Genomic DNA, 14,832 nt, shown 5'->3' with positions numbered 1-14,832 from the left:
CGTAACCTGTATTTCTGCAGCCGGAACGGGACGGGCAGAGCACCTTTAAACATAACCACACGCCTGTGTGGTTATTTTTTACTTTGGCATGACTTATCAGGGACACACAGTGCGCCAACTTCCTCTGCTGCTCGCTTGCCTGCTGCTGCAGGCCTGTACACAAACGCAAAAAGGTCTTGAACAGACTCTGCTGCTTGCGGTTAACGGTCCGGACGACGTGACCGTTACCGATCAACAGGTCAACAATCTTCCCTATGCCAGTCTCTATGCTCGCCTGAATGAAGGTCCGCGCATTTTTGTAGTGCTCGGCTACAACGAGAAAGGTCAGCAGAAATGGGTGACACAGGATCAGGCGATGCTGGTGACACAGCATGGCCGCCTGGTTAAAACCCTGGGCTTGCCGGATAACCTGCTGAGCGTCAGCAATCTGCAACAGGATCCGCTCGCTGACAGCCTGCATATCAGCAACGGTGCAGGCTGGACCCGCATCGTGCAGTGGACCGAACAGGGCAAGGTTCGCGGCGCGACTGTGCGTTCAACCTTCCAGCGCGGCACCGACGAAGTCCTGACCGTGGCGGGCAACCGCATTCCGTGCCGCGTCTGGCATGAGCAGGTGAGCATCGACAGCAGTAACCGCGAGTGGGAAAACACCTTCTGGATCGATAACAGCAGCGGCGATGTGGTGCAGGCCCATCAGATGCTGGCGGCAGACGCCTTCCCTGTAGATATCACTATTCTGAAGCCGGCGAAATCATGAAAAAAATCACTTTTTTGCTGGCCGGGCTGAGCCTGTTCAGCGCCGCAGAAGCGCAGGCAACTGCGCAGGTTATCGTTCATGCACCGCACAACGGCGGTCAGGCTGAGCTGAGCCAGGTCGCGGATCTCTCCCAGCTGGTGACTCTGCCTCCACTGCAGGTCAACACTGACTGGCGTGCGACCTTTATTGCCGAGCGCGGTGCCAGCGCAGTGGCACAGCAGCACTATCAACAGACGCTGGGCGCGTTACGTGCCTGGCGTGCCGACAGCAGCGGCGATCGGGCGGCGGCCATTGATGAGGTGATCCGCCAGCTGAGCGCCATCAAAGTAGCAGGTCGCCAGTTCACGTCGCTCGACCCGGACTGGATCCGTCTGCATCCGGCTGACAACCGTCGGCTGGAAGGCAGCTATGACCTCTATCTGCAGGCCCCCTCAGATTCTGTACTGCTGCTCGGCGCGCTGAGCGGCGCAGGCAAAGTGAGCTGGCAGCCGGGTAAATCAGTACGCGACTATCTGGATGGTCATGACGCACTCTCCGGGGCAGAACGCAATTTTGTCACCGTGATTGCACCTTCAGGCGCCACACAGCAGGTGCCGGTTGCCTACTGGAATCATCGCCACGCGGAAGTGGAGCCAGGCAGCATTATCTGGCTCGGCTTTTCGTCATGGAGCCTGCCAGGCAGCTATGAAGACCTTAATGAACGCATCCTTTCCGTACTGACTCACCGGATACCAGACTGATGAAAAAACGTTATCTCTTCAGCCTGTTGGCTGTTTCCGTGGCGGCAGCCTGTCAGGCGCAGGCTGACACCTGGCCCGAGCCGGTGGGCCCTTCACAATCCGATTTCGGCGGCGTGGGTCTGATGCAGGTGCCGACGGCGCGCATGGCCAAAGAGGGCGAGTTCAGCCTCAACGCGCGCGACAACGATCAGTACCGATACTACTCCGCGTCACTGCAGCTCTTTCCCTGGCTGGAGACCACTGTGCGGTATACCGACGTGCGCACCCGTCAGTACAGTGCGGTCTCAGAATTCAGCGGCACGCAGAGCTATAAAGATAAAGCCTTCGACCTGAAACTCCGTCTGTGGCAGGAGGGCTTCTGGCTGCCGGAAGTGGCGGTGGGAACCCGCGATCTGGGCGGTACCGGTCTGTTCGACAGCGAATACCTGGTGGCGACCAAAGCATGGGGACCGTTCGACTTTACCCTGGGGCTTGGCTGGGGCTATCTCGGCAATAGCGGCACCGTGAAGAACCCCTTCTGCTCATACAGCGACAGCTATTGCCAGCGTCCGCAGGTGGGCGAAGCGGGTTCAATCAACGGCTCGCAGATGTTCCACGGTCCGACGGCGCTGTTTGGCGGCGTGGAGTATCAGACGCCCTGGCAGCCGCTGCGCCTTAAAATGGAGTATGAGGGCAACGACTACCAGAATGACTTTGCTGGCCGCCTTGAGCAGCGCAGCAAGCTCAACGTCGGCGCGATTTATCGCGTAACCGACTGGGCTGACATCAACGCCAGCTACGAACGCGGTAACACCTTTATGTTTGGTGTCACCATTCGCACCAACTTCAACGATCTGCGTCAGGCGCACATCGACAGCGAGAAGCCTTCCTACAATCCGCAGCCGCAACCTAAGTTGCTGGAGCCGACGGTGGTGGGCACTCAGCTGACCGATCTGAAATACAATGCCGGTCTCGATGGTCCGCGTATTCAGACTCAGGGTCACACGATCTATGTGTCAGGCGAGCAGACGAAGTATCGCGATACCCGTGAAGGGGTGGATCGTGCGAACCGCATCATCATGAACCACCTGCCTGACGGCATCGACACCATCAATGTCACCGAGTCGCGCTTTAACATGCCACAGGTGACGACTGAGACGCAGGTCGCCAGCCTGCGTAACAATCTGGAAGGCTATCCGCTGGGCCATGAGCAGCCACTGCAACAGACCCGCAAAGAACCGGTCGATCCGGGTACCACTGAGCAGGGGATGTTTATCCGTCAGGATCGCCTGAACTACAGTCTGTCGCCGGTGCTGAATCAGTCGGTGGGCGGCCCGGAAAGCTTCTATATGTATCAGGTCGGCGTGATGGCCAGCGCTGATTACTGGCTGACGGATCACCTGCTGGTGGGCGGTAGTCTGTTTGGTAACCTCGCCAACAACTACGACAAGTTCAACTACAACGGCGCACCGGCGGACTCTTCGCTGCCGCGCGTGCGTACCCATATCCGCGACTACGTTGAGAACAACGTCTACGTTAACGATCTGCAGGCGAACTATATGGGCCACCTCGGTAACGGCTTCTATGGTCAGGTTTACGGCGGGTACCTGGAGACGATGTATGGCGGCGTGGGCGGCGAGCTGCTCTATCGTCCGGTCGATGCGAACTGGGCGGTGGGCGTCGATGCCAACTATGTCCGTCAGCGTGACTGGGACAACATGATGCAGTTCAATCGCTATAAAGCCTCAACCGGCAACCTGACGGGTTACTGGCGTCCATGGTTCATGCAGGATGTACTGGTGAAAACCAGCGTCGGTCAGTATCTGGCGAAAGATAAAGGCGTGACGGTCGATGTGTCGAAGCGCTTCGACAGTGGCGTGATGGTGGGTGTCTATGCCACCAAAACCAACGTCTCGTCTGAAGAGTATGGCGAAGGCGACTTCACCAAAGGCTTCTATATCTCCATCCCAATGGATCTGTTCACTGTGACGCCAACGCGCGGTCGCGCGCAGGTGAACTGGGTGCCGCTGACGCGTGATGGCGGTCAGATGCTGGGTCGCAAGTACCAGCTGTATGATCTGACGTCCGATCGCGACGCGCGCTTTAACTAAGCAGATGGCGGCCTCAGGGCCGTTTCATGCGGTTAACAGAAAGCAGGCTCAGGGAGCATACACCTGAAGCAAAGCATAGCAATGAGATCGCGCCTGCTCAGGGAACCCGGTCAGATCGGAAAGGCGCTAATGCCATCCCTGGCCGCTCGGCCCGCGCCGTCCCTGGCGCGGGACGCTTTCCTCCTCTGACCGGGTTCCCTGCGCGTTGAGTTTCTTCATTATTGCTGCCAGATTTAACCGGAGCTGGATTTGTCAGCAGTCTGAAGCGGCCCTCAGGCCGCTTTTTTATTTAGTCCGCGTCGTAGCCGAGATTCGGCGCCAGCCAGCGCTCCACTTCCATAACCGACATCCCTTTGCGTGCCGCATAATCTTCCACCTGGTCACGCTGGATCTGCGCCACGGCGAAATAGCGGCTGTCAGGATGGCTGAAGTACCAGCCAGAGACTGCCGCGCCCGGCCACATGGCAAAGGATTCGGTGAGCTTCATGCCGGTCTGTTCTTCCACCGCCAGCAGACGCCAGATGGCGGCTTTCTCAGTGTGCTCCGGGCAGGCCGGATAGCCTGGCGCCGGACGTATCCCCTGATAATTTTCCCGAATCAGCTCTTCATTGCTAAGATTTTCGTTGGGCGCGAAGCCCCAGATCACCTTACGTACCCGCTCGTGCAGGTATTCGGCAAAGGCTTCCGCCAGACGGTCAGCCAGCGCTTTCACCATGATCTTGTTGTAGTCGTCATGCTGACGATCGTACGCCTCCGCCAGCGCATCCTCTTCCAGCCCGCCGGTCACCGCGAAAGCACCGAGATAGTCCGCTTTGCCGCTCGATTTCGGGGCCAAAAAATCCGCCAGACAGTAGTTGGCGAAGTCGGTTTTTTCGGTCTGCTGGCGTAAGTGATGACTCACACACAAAATCTCATCACGCCGCTCATCACTGTAGAGATGAATATCATCGCCGACCCGGTTAGCCGGAAAAATACCGACCACGCCACGTGGCTTCAGCAGCGACTGCTGGCTTAATCTGTCGAGCATCGCATTGGCATCGGCAAACAGACGCTGCGCCTCTTCACCCACCACCTCATCCTCCATGATGCGGGGATATTTGCCCGCCAGCGACCAGGTCATAAAGAACGGCGTCCAGTCGATGTAGTTGCGCAGCGTTTCAATGCTGGCCTCCACCTGACTGACCCCGGGACGATGCGGCACGGGTGGCGTGTAACTCTCCCAGTCAATTGAGGTGGCGTTATCGCGCGCCGCCTGCAGCGAGACCGGCGGCGTGCGCGGCTTTTTGCGTGCATGCTGAATGCGCACGGTCTCGTACTCTTTGCGGGTTCGGGCGACGAAATCCTCTTTTAACGTGGAGGAAAGCAGCGACGACACCACGCCAACGGTGCGTGAGGCGTTCTGCACGTAGACCGTCGGGCCACTGTAATGCTGCTCAATTTTGACAGCGGTATGCGCCTTCGAGGTGGTCGCGCCGCCAATCAGCAGCGGTAAGGTAAAGCCCTGACGCTCCATCTCTTTCGCCATGTTGACCATCTCATCCAGCGACGGCGTAATCAGGCCTGATAAGCCGATGATGTCCGCATTCACTTCGCGCGCCGTTTTAAGAATTTTTTCACCCGGCACCATCACGCCAAGGTCAATGATTTCGTAGTTATTACACTGCAGCACCACGCCGACAATATTTTTCCCGATGTCGTGTACGTCGCCTTTGACCGTGGCCAGCACGATTTTACCGTTGCTGCGCCCCGCCTCTTTGCTGGCTTCGATAAAGGGCTCCAGATACGCCACCGCCTGCTTCATCACGCGCGCCGATTTCACCACCTGCGGCAGGAACATCTTGCCCTCACCGAACAGGTCACCGACGACGTTCATGCCAGACATCAGCGGGCCTTCAATCACCTCTATCGGCCGTGGTACCTGCTGGCGCGCCTCTTCGGTATCCTGCTCGATAAACTCGGTGATCCCCTTGACCAGCGAATACTCCAGCCGTTTCACCACGTCCCAGCTGCGCCATTCCGCGAGCTGTTTTTCCTGCGAGCCATCGCTTTTGCCGCCACGGTATTTCTCCGCCAGCGCCAGCAGCCGCTCGGTGCCATCATCCCGCCGGTTAAGAATCACATCCTCTACCGCCTCGCGCAGTTCTGCCGGCAAATCATCATAAATCGCCAGCTGGCCTGCGTTGACGATGCCCATATCCATGCCTTTACGGATGGCGTAATAGAGAAAGACGGCATGTATCGCTTCACGCACCGGATCGTTGCCACGGAATGAAAACGATACGTTGGAGACGCCGCCGGAGATCATCGCATGGGGCAGCTCGCGCTTGATATCTTCGCAGGCACCAATGAAATCCATGGCGTAGTTGTTGTGTTCGTCGATGCCGGTGGCGACCGCAAAGATGTTGGGGTCGAAGATTATATCTTCCGGCGGGAAGCCGACCTGTTCGGTGAGGATCCGGTAAGCACGGCGGCAGATCTCAATTTTTCGGGCGCGGGTATCCGCCTGACCCACTTCGTCAAACGCCATGACCACCATCGCCGCGCCGTAACGCCGGACCTGACGGGCATGATGGATAAAGGCCGCTTCACCCTCTTTCATCGAAATTGAGTTCACGATCCCTTTGCCCTGAATGCACTGCAACCCTTTCTCAATCACCTCCCATTTTGAGGAGTCGATCATGATCGGCACGCGGGCAATATCGGGTTCGCCAGCAATCAGATTCAGAAAGCGTACCATCGCCGCCTCGGCGTCGAGCATGCCTTCATCCATGTTGATATCGATGATCTGCGCGCCGCTCTGCACCTGCTGCAGCGCCACTTCCAGCGCTTCGTTATACTTCTCTTCTTTGATCAGCCGTTTAAATTTTGCCGAGCCGGTGACGTTGGTGCGCTCACCGACGTTAACAAACAGTGACTCTGCGGTGATGTTAAGCGGCTCCAGACCGGAGAGACGGCAGGCCACCGGGATCGTCGGCAACTGACGCGGTGCGACGCCTTCAACCGCCGCCACCATGGCAGCGATATGTTGCGGTGTGGTGCCACAGCAGCCGCCAATAATGTTCAGGAATCCGGCGGTGGCCCATTCACCAATCTGCTGCGCCATCAGTTCCGCATCCAGATCGTATTCGCCAAAGGCATTGGGCAGACCGGCGTTGGGATGGGCGGTCACGTAGCCTTCAGCGATGCGCGACAGTTCCGCCACATACTGACGAAGTTCGTCGGGTCCCAGTGCGCAGTTCAGGCCAAAAGAGAGCGGTTCGGCGTGACGCAGCGAGTTGTAAAAAGCTTCGGTGGTCTGGCCGGAGAGCGTTCGGCCGGAGGCGTCGGTGATAGTGCCGGAGATCATCAGCGGCAGCGCCACGCCAAGCGCTTCCATCTCGGTCTGCACCGCATAGATAGCCGCCTTGGCATTCAGCGTATCGAACACCGTTTCAATCATGATGATGTCGGAACCGCCCTCCACCAGCGCGCGGGTCGATTCGCGGTACGCCTCCACCAGCTGATTAAAAGTAACGTTACGGTAGGCAGGATCGTTGACGTCGGGTGAGATCGAGCAGGTGCGGTTGGTCGGGCCGAGCACACCCGCAACATAACGCGGACGATCCGGCGTTTTCGCCGTCCACGCATCGGCGCAGGCTCGCGCCAGGCGGGCCGCTTCAAAATTGATCTCCGCCGATAAACTTTCCATCTGGTAATCCGCCATCGCAATCGACGTGGCGTTAAAGGTGTTGGTTTCGAGGATATCCGCACCCGCCGCCAGATAGGCGTCGTGGATCTCGCGGATCACCGCCGGTTTACTCAGCACCAGCAGATCGTTGTTGCCTTTGAGATCGCAAGGCCAGTCAGCAAAACGGCTGCCGCGATAATCCTCTTCTTCCAGCTTATAGCTCTGGATCATGGTGCCCATACCACCATCCAGCACCATAATGCGTTGTGCGAGCTGCTGTTTTAACGCGTCGATTTTATTGCTCACTGTTGCCCCATTCACGTCAGTCTGCTGGCGGAAAAGCCCGTTTTTCATTCTGGCACAAGCTGGTCAGGCGACAAAGTAACCTCGACTGAGAGATTTTCAGCTCACGGCTGTACAGGTCTGACCAGAAAACCAGCGTTTGCAATGCGTGTGATTAAAACGAAAATGATTTCCACAATGTAAAAGGAGAAACAATGATGGCAACCCCGGTTCCTGTTAAGCGCGGCAAGAAACCCCGTGGCACCCCTGTCGCCGCACCCGCGGGCGGTCAGGTGCAATCGCTGACCCGCGGCCTGACGCTGCTGGAGCTGATTGCTGACTCACATGGCAGCGTAGCGCTGACCGAGCTGGCTCAGCAGGCGGGTTTGCCTAACTCCACCACGCATCGCCTGCTCAGCACCATGCAGCAGCAGGGTTTTGTCCGGCAGGTGGGCGATCTCGGGCTGTGGACGATCGGCGCACACGCCTTCGTGGTCGGCAGCAGTTTCCTGCAGAGCCGTAACCTGCTGGCGCTGGTACACCCGGTGCTGCGTAGCCTGATGGAGCAGTCCGGTGAAACGGTGAATCTGGCGGTGCTGGATCTCAGCGATCACCAGGCGGTGATCATTGATCAGGTGCAGTGTACCCAGCTGATGCGAATGTCCGCGCCGATTGGCGGCAAGCTGCCGATGCATGCGTCTGGCGCAGGCAAAGCGTTTCTGGCCCATCTGGGCGATGAGCAGGTCACCGCCCTGCTGCATCAGAAAGGATTGCATTACTACACGCCGAAAACCCTGATGTCGCCGCAGAGTCTGAAAGAGAATCTGGCGCTGGTGCGCAAAGCGGGCTTCTCATTTGATGATGAAGAACATGCGCTTGGACTGCGTTGTGTCGCCGCGCCAATCTATGACGAACATGGCGAGGCGTTTGCCGCGCTCTCTATCTCCGGCCCCATCGCCCGCATGACTGACGATCGGATTACTGAATTAGGTGCACTGGTCATCCGCGAAGCGCGCCAGGTTACGCTGGCGTACAGCGGTCGTTAACTTTATCTGCGCCGTAGCAGACGCTGAAACGCTGCGTCTGCCGCCAGGCGATCACCTCTTCCACATGGCCCTGGGCGATGCGCTGCTGCTGCGCGCGCCACCAGCGGGCGTCGAATATCTCCGGATGCAGTTGCAACAGCAATGCGCCGGTAGCGGCTTCACTGCATAACGCATAGCGGAAGGTTTCCGGGAAGACATCGTCCGGCCCGACGCTGTACCAGGGCTCGGCGCTGAGTTCATCCTCCTCATAGCGCGCCGCGGGCACCTCCCGGAAGTGCAGCTCCTGCATCGGGCGAATCTCATCGTAATCGTAAAAAATCACCCGGCCATGGCGGGTGATGCCGAAGTTTTTAAACAGCATGTCTCCGGGAAAGATATTGGCCGCCGCCAGCTGTCGGATGGCGTTGCCATACTCTTCAATCGCGTGACGCCGCTCTGCGGCATTTGCCTGGGCCAGGTAGAGATTAAGCGGCTGCATACGGCGCTCCAGCCACAGGTGACGAATAATCAGGCGCTCGCCTTCAATATGCAGCTTCTCAGCCACGCAGGCGTGGAGCTCTGCCAGCAGCGCCGGTGATATGCGCGACAGCGGCAGCGCAAACTGTTCGAACTCCTGCGTATCCGCCATACGTCCCACGCGATCGTGCTCTTTGACCTGCTGATAACAGGCGCGGACCTGCGCTTCCGTCACCTCTTTTTGCGGCGCGAAGCGATCCCTGATGACCTTGAACACCCAGTCAAAGCCCGGCAGCGTGAAGACCAGCATCACCATGCCGCGCACGCCGGGTGCGATCTCAAAGGCCGTCTTATTTTCTGCCAGCGCCTGAAGATACTCGCGATAGCTCTCGGTTTTACCGTGCTTCTGGCAGCCAATCGCCATATAGCGCTCCGCCAGGGTTTTGCCAGGCAGAATCGGTTGCAGCCAGGCGACCAGCGCCGCAGGCACCGGCGCATAAACCATGAAATAGGCGCGGGCAAAACCAAAGACAATGCTGGCGTCATTCACATCGGTCAGACAGGTGTCGATCCACAGTTCGCCCGTTTCACTGCGCTGGATCGGCAGCAGACAGGGCAAGATGCCTTCCGGCAGATGCAGCCGCGCCACCAGCCAGGCGGTTTTGTTACGATAGAAGAGTTCACTGTTGACCTCGAGCCAGCCCTGGTTCAGCCGGGGAAAATGCGACTGCAGGTGGCGGACAATCCAGCCGACATCGCGAGCGCGCTGCTGCCACGGCAACGTCAGCGGTAAATCGCTCAACACCTGATCCACCAGTGCCAGCCAGCCCCGCTCCGGCTGATAACGGCGCGATAACGGGCGCAAAGGTGTGACCGGTGCGGTCAGGGATTGAGAGCTGAAGATAAACAGCCGGTCAGGCTGCAGATCGGCATGTCCATGTAACCGGCAGTAGACAGAATTAAAGAAGCTTTCGGCAATTTCATGCCGTGGATAGCCGGGCAGCAGGCTTTGATAGTGGTCCTTAACCCGCAGCCAGAACATCTCATCCCAGCTGGCCGCACCGTTCAGCACCCGCAGTTGATCGGCAACCAGGCTGACGTGATGGTCATAGAGATGAATACGGGCCTTCATGGCATGTTGCACCGCCTGCCATTCCGCCTGCTCAAACCGCTGCTGCGCGCCAGCAGTGATGTCGAGAAAGCGACCATACTGTGCATCAAAACCCTGCAGGATAGTGTGGGCGATCAATGATTCGCGTGGCGGCATAATCAGCTCCGGTAAACGCCCGCCCGCGGTTTTCGGACGGGGAATCAGTCAGAGGAAAAGGGTCAGAACTGATGCTCTTCGGTCGAACCGGTGAGCGCGGTGACCGAGGACTTACCGCCCTGAATGATATTGGTTACCTGATCAAAATAGCCGGTGCCCACCTCCTGCTGATGCGATGAGAAGCTGTAACCGCGATCGCGGGCAGCGAACTCAGGTTGCTGAACCTTTTCAACATAGTGACGCATCCCTTCGCCCTGGGCGTAGGCGTGGGCCAGATCAAACATGTTGAACCACATGCTGTGGATGCCCGCCAGCGTGATGAACTGGAAGCGATAGCCCATGTCGCTGAGCGCCTGCTGAAACTTCGCGATGGTGCGATCGTCGAGGTTCTTCTTCCAGTTGAACGACGGTGAACAGTTGTAGGCCAGCAGCTTGCCGGGGAAACGCGCATGAATGGCGTCGGCAAAGCGCTGCGCCATCGCCAGATCCGGCGTTGAGGTTTCACACCACAGGATGTCAGCATAAGGTGCATAGGCCAGCCCGCGACTGATCGCCTGTTCAATGCCGGCGTGGGTGCGGAAGAAGCCTTCTGCCGTCCGGTCGCCCTGGATAAAGGGACGATCGTATTCATCGCAGTCTGAGGTAATCAGATCGGCGGCGTCGGCATCAGTTCGTGCCAGCAGCACGGTTGGCACGCCCATCACATCGGCAGCCAGCCGTGCCGCCACCAGTTTCTGAATGGCTTCCTGAGTCGGTACCAGAACTTTGCCGCCCATGTGACCGCATTTTTTTACCGCTGCCAGCTGATCTTCGAAGTGGACCGCCGCCGCGCCCGCCTGAATCATCGCCTTCATCAGCTCATACGCATTCAGCACACCGCCAAAACCGGCTTCAGCATCGGCCACAATTGGCAGGAAGAAATCGGTGTGCCGGCTGTCCCCCGCTTCAATGCCGCTGGACCACTGAATCTGATCGGCGCGCTGAAAAGTCTGATTAATGCGCGTCACCACTTCCGGCACCGAGTTCACCGGGTAGAGCGACTGATCGGGATACATCTGGCCCGCCACGTTGGCATCCGCCGCTACCTGCCAGCCAGAAAGGTAGATCGCTTCGATGCCCGCTTTGGCCTGCTGCAGTGCCTGCCCGCCGCTCAGCGCACCCAGGCTATTGATATACCCTTTCTTCGCCTCGCCATTCAGCAACGCCCATAATTTTTCCGCACCGCGCTCTGCCAGTGTACAGGCGGGCAAGACCGAGCCGCGCAGATTGACGACCTCTGCTGCGCTGTAAGGGCGGGTAATGCCCTGCCAGCGTGCGGTCTGCCAGAGTTGTTCCAGTTGATCGATTTGTTGAGTACGTGTCATGGCAATAGCTCCTCTGTTCAGGGGATCAGGCGATAGCCTGGCAGGGTAAGAAAGGAAACCAGCTCGCGCTCGGTGGTGATCTGAGCCATCAACTGCGCCGCGTCGTCATAGCGACCGGCGCTGAAGTGGGCTTCGCCCAGCGCGTTTTGCAGCAGATGCAGCTCTTCGTTAAGCCAGCGCAGAAACAGTTCAGCTGTGACCTGCTGGCCGTTGTTCAGCATTTGCTGATGATGAATCCATTGCCAGATTGAGGTGCGTGCGATCTCAGCGGTGGCGGCATCCTCCATCAGTCCGTCAATCGGGACACAGCCGTTACCGCTGATCCACGCCTCAAGGTATTGCAGCGCAACACGGATGTTGGCGCGCATACCGGCTTCGGTGCGCTCACCCTGACAGGGCGCCAGCAACTGCTCCGCTGTGATCGGCGCATCCTCTTTCCGCATGACCTGCAGCTGGTTTGGCCGGTCGCCCAGCGCAGCGTTGAAGACCGCCATCGCGGTCTCTGCCAGACCAGGATGAGCAATCCAGGTGCCGTCATGCCCGTTACCTGCCTCCCGCTGCTTATCTTCCGTCACGCGCTGCAGTACCCAGGCATTGCGCGTGGGATCTTTAGCGGGGATCAGCGCTGACATCCCGCCCATCGCAAAAGCCCCCCGCCGATGACAGGTTTTAATCAGCAGTCGCGAATAAGCGTCCAGAAACGGCTGAGACATGGTGACGGACTGGCGATCCGGCAGCACGCGATCCGCATGCTGTTTCAGGGTTTTGATATAGCTGAAGATGTAATCCCAGCGGCCACAGTTGAGGCCAACAATGTGATCGCGCAGATTCCACAGGATCTCATCCATCTGAAACACGGCGGGTAAGGTTTCGATCAGGACAGTGGCTTTGATCGTGCCACGCGGCAGATCGAACTGATCCTCGCTGAAACTGAAGATCTCACGCCACCAGGCGATCTCCTGCCAGCTCTCGGTTTTCGGCAGATAGAAATAAGGCCCGCTGCCTTTGGCCAGTAATGGCCGGACGTTGTGGAAGAAATAGAGCGCGAAATCAAACAGCCCGCCCGGAATTGCCTTCCCCTGCCAGCTGACATGTTTTTCTGACAGATGCAGACCACGCACCCGGCACATCAGCACCGCAGGGGTAGCGCCGAGCTGATAAATTTTGCCCTTGTCGCTGGTATAACTCAGGGTGCCCTGTACTGCTTCGCGCAGTGTCAGCTGCCCTTCAATCAACGTTGACCACTCCGGAGAGAGCGAATCCTCAAAGTCGGCCATAAAGACTTTAACGTTTGAGTTCAGGGCGTTAATCACCATTTTCCGATCGGGTGGACCGGTGATCTCGACCCGACGATCTTCTAAATCTGCCGGAATAGATTGAATACGCCATTCACTGGCCCTTATGGAAGCCGTTTCCATATCGAAGTCTGGCAGATAGCCCTGGTCATATTGCTGCTGACGCTGCTGGCGAGCCGATAACAGCACTTCGCGTTGCGGTGCAAAGCGTGCGACCAGAGACTCTAAAAAAGAAACAGCCTCGGGCGTTAACAGCTGCTGTTCTGCATGGCTAAAGGGCTGGCTGAAAATCAGGGTATGGCTGATCACTGAGTCTGTCATGCTGGCGTTCTCCTGTATTCAAAGGATCGAAAGCAGCGGATCCACACGGTGTTTATTTTGTGAGCTACAGGATCAGAGCATAAGCATTTATTTTTTTAAATCAAAAACTATTTCCATTTTTAAATACAAATTAACCTATCCTGATGTTTTATCTGCAATAAAACTTTAATCCATTAAAGGAATCGCTTTCAGTTAACGTTTTAAAGGCGAAAAAAAACCGTGTTGCCATCGGCTAACACGGTTCAGTTGATCTTCAGACGGGACTATTCCAGCGTTGGGTTCATGTGACGCAGATCGAACGGCGTGATCTGGTAAACGTAGTAGTTGAGCCAGTTCGAGAACAGCAGATTGCCGTGACTGCGCCAGGTGGCGCGGGGTGGCAATACCGGATTATCCTGCGGGAAATAGTTATAAGGGACTTCCGGATTCACCCCCGCTTCATAATCGCGATGATACTCACCAGACAACGTCAGGGCATCATATTCCGGGTGACCGGTAACAAACACCAGACGTTTGTCTTTACTCGCCATCAGATAGGCCCCGGTTTTTTCCGATTCAGCAAACAGCTCAAGATCGGTGTAATCCGTAATCAAATGGGTGGGGAAATCAGCATAGCGTGAGTGCGGTGCGAGGAAATTATCATCAAAACCGCGGGTCAGTAACGCATGGGGATGCAGTATCTGATGCTCATAGACGCCAGACAGTTTGTTATGCCGGGTTTGCTTGGGAATGCCATACAGAATGTTAAGCGCAGCCTGAACCGCCCAACAGACAAACAGGGTTGAGGTGACATGCTCATTTGCCCAGTGCAGAACGCGCTGAATCTGTGGCCAGTAAGCGACATCATTAAAATCAACCAGCCCGAGTGGCGCACCTGTCACGATTAAGCCATCGTAGTTATCATGCTGGATATCTTCAAAATTGCAGTAGAAGTTGTTGAGGTGCTCAGTGGGTGTATTGCGTGACTCACGGCTGTCGATGCGCAGCAGCTGAATATCGATCTGTAAGGGCGAGTTGGAAAGCAGACGCAGAAACTGATTCTCCGTTTCGATCTTTTTCGGCATCAGATTCAGTATGAGCACTTTAAGCGGGCGGATCTCCTGAACACTGGCGCGCGACGATGTCATCACAAAGACATTTTCGTCACGCAAAAAATTCACTGCCGGTAATTCGTCGGGAACCCTGATTGGCATAACCTGCTCACCTCTTACAACCATATAAACGTTTAGACATCTGGATGCCCAACATTAGCCTGATCGATGTAAGATGTCGAGGTTTGATGCAGAAAATGAAAATGTTTCAGCTTAACGTGGCAAAGTGCAGACGTAAAAAAGCCCCGCACTTTCGTGCGGGGCTTCTTCACTTATTTAATGCCTGGCAGTTCCCTACTCTCGCATGGGGAGACCCCACACTACCATCGGCGCTACGGCGTTTCACTTCTGAGTTCGGCATGGGGTCAGGTGGGACCACCGCGCTAAAGCCGCCAGGCAAATCTTGGTGCACGAAACGAATCTTTTACGCCATGACCGCGTTGCCATCGCTCAGCC

Annotated in this window: 9 protein-coding genes and 1 rRNA gene; 4 read left to right on the top strand and 6 right to left on the bottom strand. The window is 57.1% G+C overall.

Going from position 1 to position 14,832, the window contains the following annotated elements:
• Window positions 1–109: 109 nt before the first annotated feature.
• From ACO6VX_RS14760 to ACO6VX_RS14750, 3 genes are read left to right on the top strand one after another with little or no spacing between them, the layout of a single operon-like run.
• On the top strand, window positions 110–757 hold the full coding sequence (locus ACO6VX_RS14760; RefSeq protein WP_010672200.1) for a YjbF family lipoprotein: 648 nt from the start codon (window positions 110–112) through the stop codon (window positions 755–757).
• On the top strand, window positions 754–1,497 hold the full coding sequence (locus ACO6VX_RS14755; RefSeq protein ID WP_010252675.1) for a capsule biosynthesis GfcC family protein: 744 nt from the start codon (window positions 754–756) through the stop codon (window positions 1,495–1,497). The genes ACO6VX_RS14760 and ACO6VX_RS14755 overlap by 4 nt, the downstream gene beginning before the upstream one ends.
• Window positions 1,497–3,587, top strand: coding sequence for a YjbH domain-containing protein (locus ACO6VX_RS14750; protein WP_010672199.1), 2,091 nt, complete (start codon window positions 1,497–1,499; stop codon window positions 3,585–3,587). Before ACO6VX_RS14755 ends, ACO6VX_RS14750 begins: the two co-directional genes overlap by 1 nt.
• Window positions 3,588–3,876: 289 nt before the next feature.
• On the opposite strand, the gene metH is transcribed toward ACO6VX_RS14750, so the two are convergent.
• The gene (gene metH / locus ACO6VX_RS14745) at window positions 3,877–7,560 is read right to left on the bottom strand and encodes a methionine synthase (protein ID WP_422458221.1); all 3,684 of its coding nucleotides are present in this window, start codon (window positions 7,558–7,560) and stop codon (window positions 3,877–3,879) included.
• A 194-nt stretch (window positions 7,561–7,754) separates the two neighbouring features.
• Between metH and iclR the strand changes: the two genes are divergently transcribed.
• On the top strand, window positions 7,755–8,582 hold the full coding sequence (gene iclR, locus ACO6VX_RS14740) for a glyoxylate bypass operon transcriptional repressor IclR (protein ID WP_010252683.1): 828 nt from the start codon (window positions 7,755–7,757) through the stop codon (window positions 8,580–8,582).
• Here the strand turns inward: iclR and aceK are convergent.
• The 5 genes from aceK to rrf all read right to left on the bottom strand — a co-directional run bounded on the left by aceK (window position 8,557) and on the right by rrf (window position 14,773).
• Complete coding sequence (gene aceK, locus ACO6VX_RS14735; RefSeq protein WP_250488984.1) at window positions 8,557–10,305, bottom strand: bifunctional isocitrate dehydrogenase kinase/phosphatase; 1,749 nt, start codon at window positions 10,303–10,305, stop codon at window positions 8,557–8,559. The genes iclR and aceK overlap by 26 nt on opposite strands.
• Window positions 10,306–10,367: 62 nt before the next feature.
• Window positions 10,368–11,669: an isocitrate lyase gene (gene aceA / locus ACO6VX_RS14730; RefSeq protein ID WP_010672196.1), complete on the bottom strand. Its 1,302-nt coding sequence runs from the start codon at window positions 11,667–11,669 to the stop codon at window positions 10,368–10,370.
• A 17-nt stretch (window positions 11,670–11,686) separates the two neighbouring features.
• A complete protein-coding gene (aceB, locus tag ACO6VX_RS14725; RefSeq protein WP_167430313.1) occupies window positions 11,687–13,285 on the bottom strand; it encodes a malate synthase A in 1,599 nt (532 codons plus the stop codon).
• Window positions 13,286–13,548: 263 nt separating this feature from the next.
• Entirely contained in the window at window positions 13,549–14,478 is a 930-nt protein-coding gene (metA, locus tag ACO6VX_RS14720) for a homoserine O-succinyltransferase MetA (protein WP_422431710.1), read from the bottom strand.
• Window positions 14,479–14,657: 179 nt separating this feature from the next.
• Window positions 14,658–14,773, bottom strand: a 5S ribosomal RNA gene (rrf, locus tag ACO6VX_RS14715).
• Window positions 14,774–14,832 lie beyond the last annotated feature (59 nt).

The sequence above is a fragment of the Pantoea sp. BJFS-204 genome (assembly GCF_049310725.1).
Lineage (GTDB): Bacteria > Pseudomonadota > Gammaproteobacteria > Enterobacterales > Enterobacteriaceae > Pantoea > Pantoea agglomerans.
Note: the sequence above shows the minus strand (reverse complement) of the source record. Positions and strands in the feature narration are given on the sequence as shown.

Excerpts from the sequence above, each read along its gene's own strand:
- iclR (WP_010252683.1), top strand. The coding sequence starts at position 7,755 with ATGGCAACCCCGGTTCCTGTTAAGCGCGGCAAGAAACCCCGTGGCACC.
- ACO6VX_RS14755 (WP_010252675.1), top strand. The coding sequence starts at position 754 with ATGAAAAAAATCACTTTTTTGCTGGCCGGGCTGAGCCTGTTCAGCGCC.
- ACO6VX_RS14750 (WP_010672199.1), top strand. The coding sequence starts at position 1,497 with ATGAAAAAACGTTATCTCTTCAGCCTGTTGGCTGTTTCCGTGGCGGCA.
- aceB (WP_167430313.1), bottom strand. The coding sequence starts at position 13,285 with ATGACAGACTCAGTGATCAGCCATACCCTGATTTTCAGCCAGCCCTTT.
- aceK (WP_250488984.1), bottom strand. The coding sequence starts at position 10,305 with ATGCCGCCACGCGAATCATTGATCGCCCACACTATCCTGCAGGGTTTT.
- aceA (WP_010672196.1), bottom strand. The coding sequence starts at position 11,669 with ATGACACGTACTCAACAAATCGATCAACTGGAACAACTCTGGCAGACC.
- metA (WP_422431710.1), bottom strand. The coding sequence starts at position 14,478 with ATGCCAATCAGGGTTCCCGACGAATTACCGGCAGTGAATTTTTTGCGT.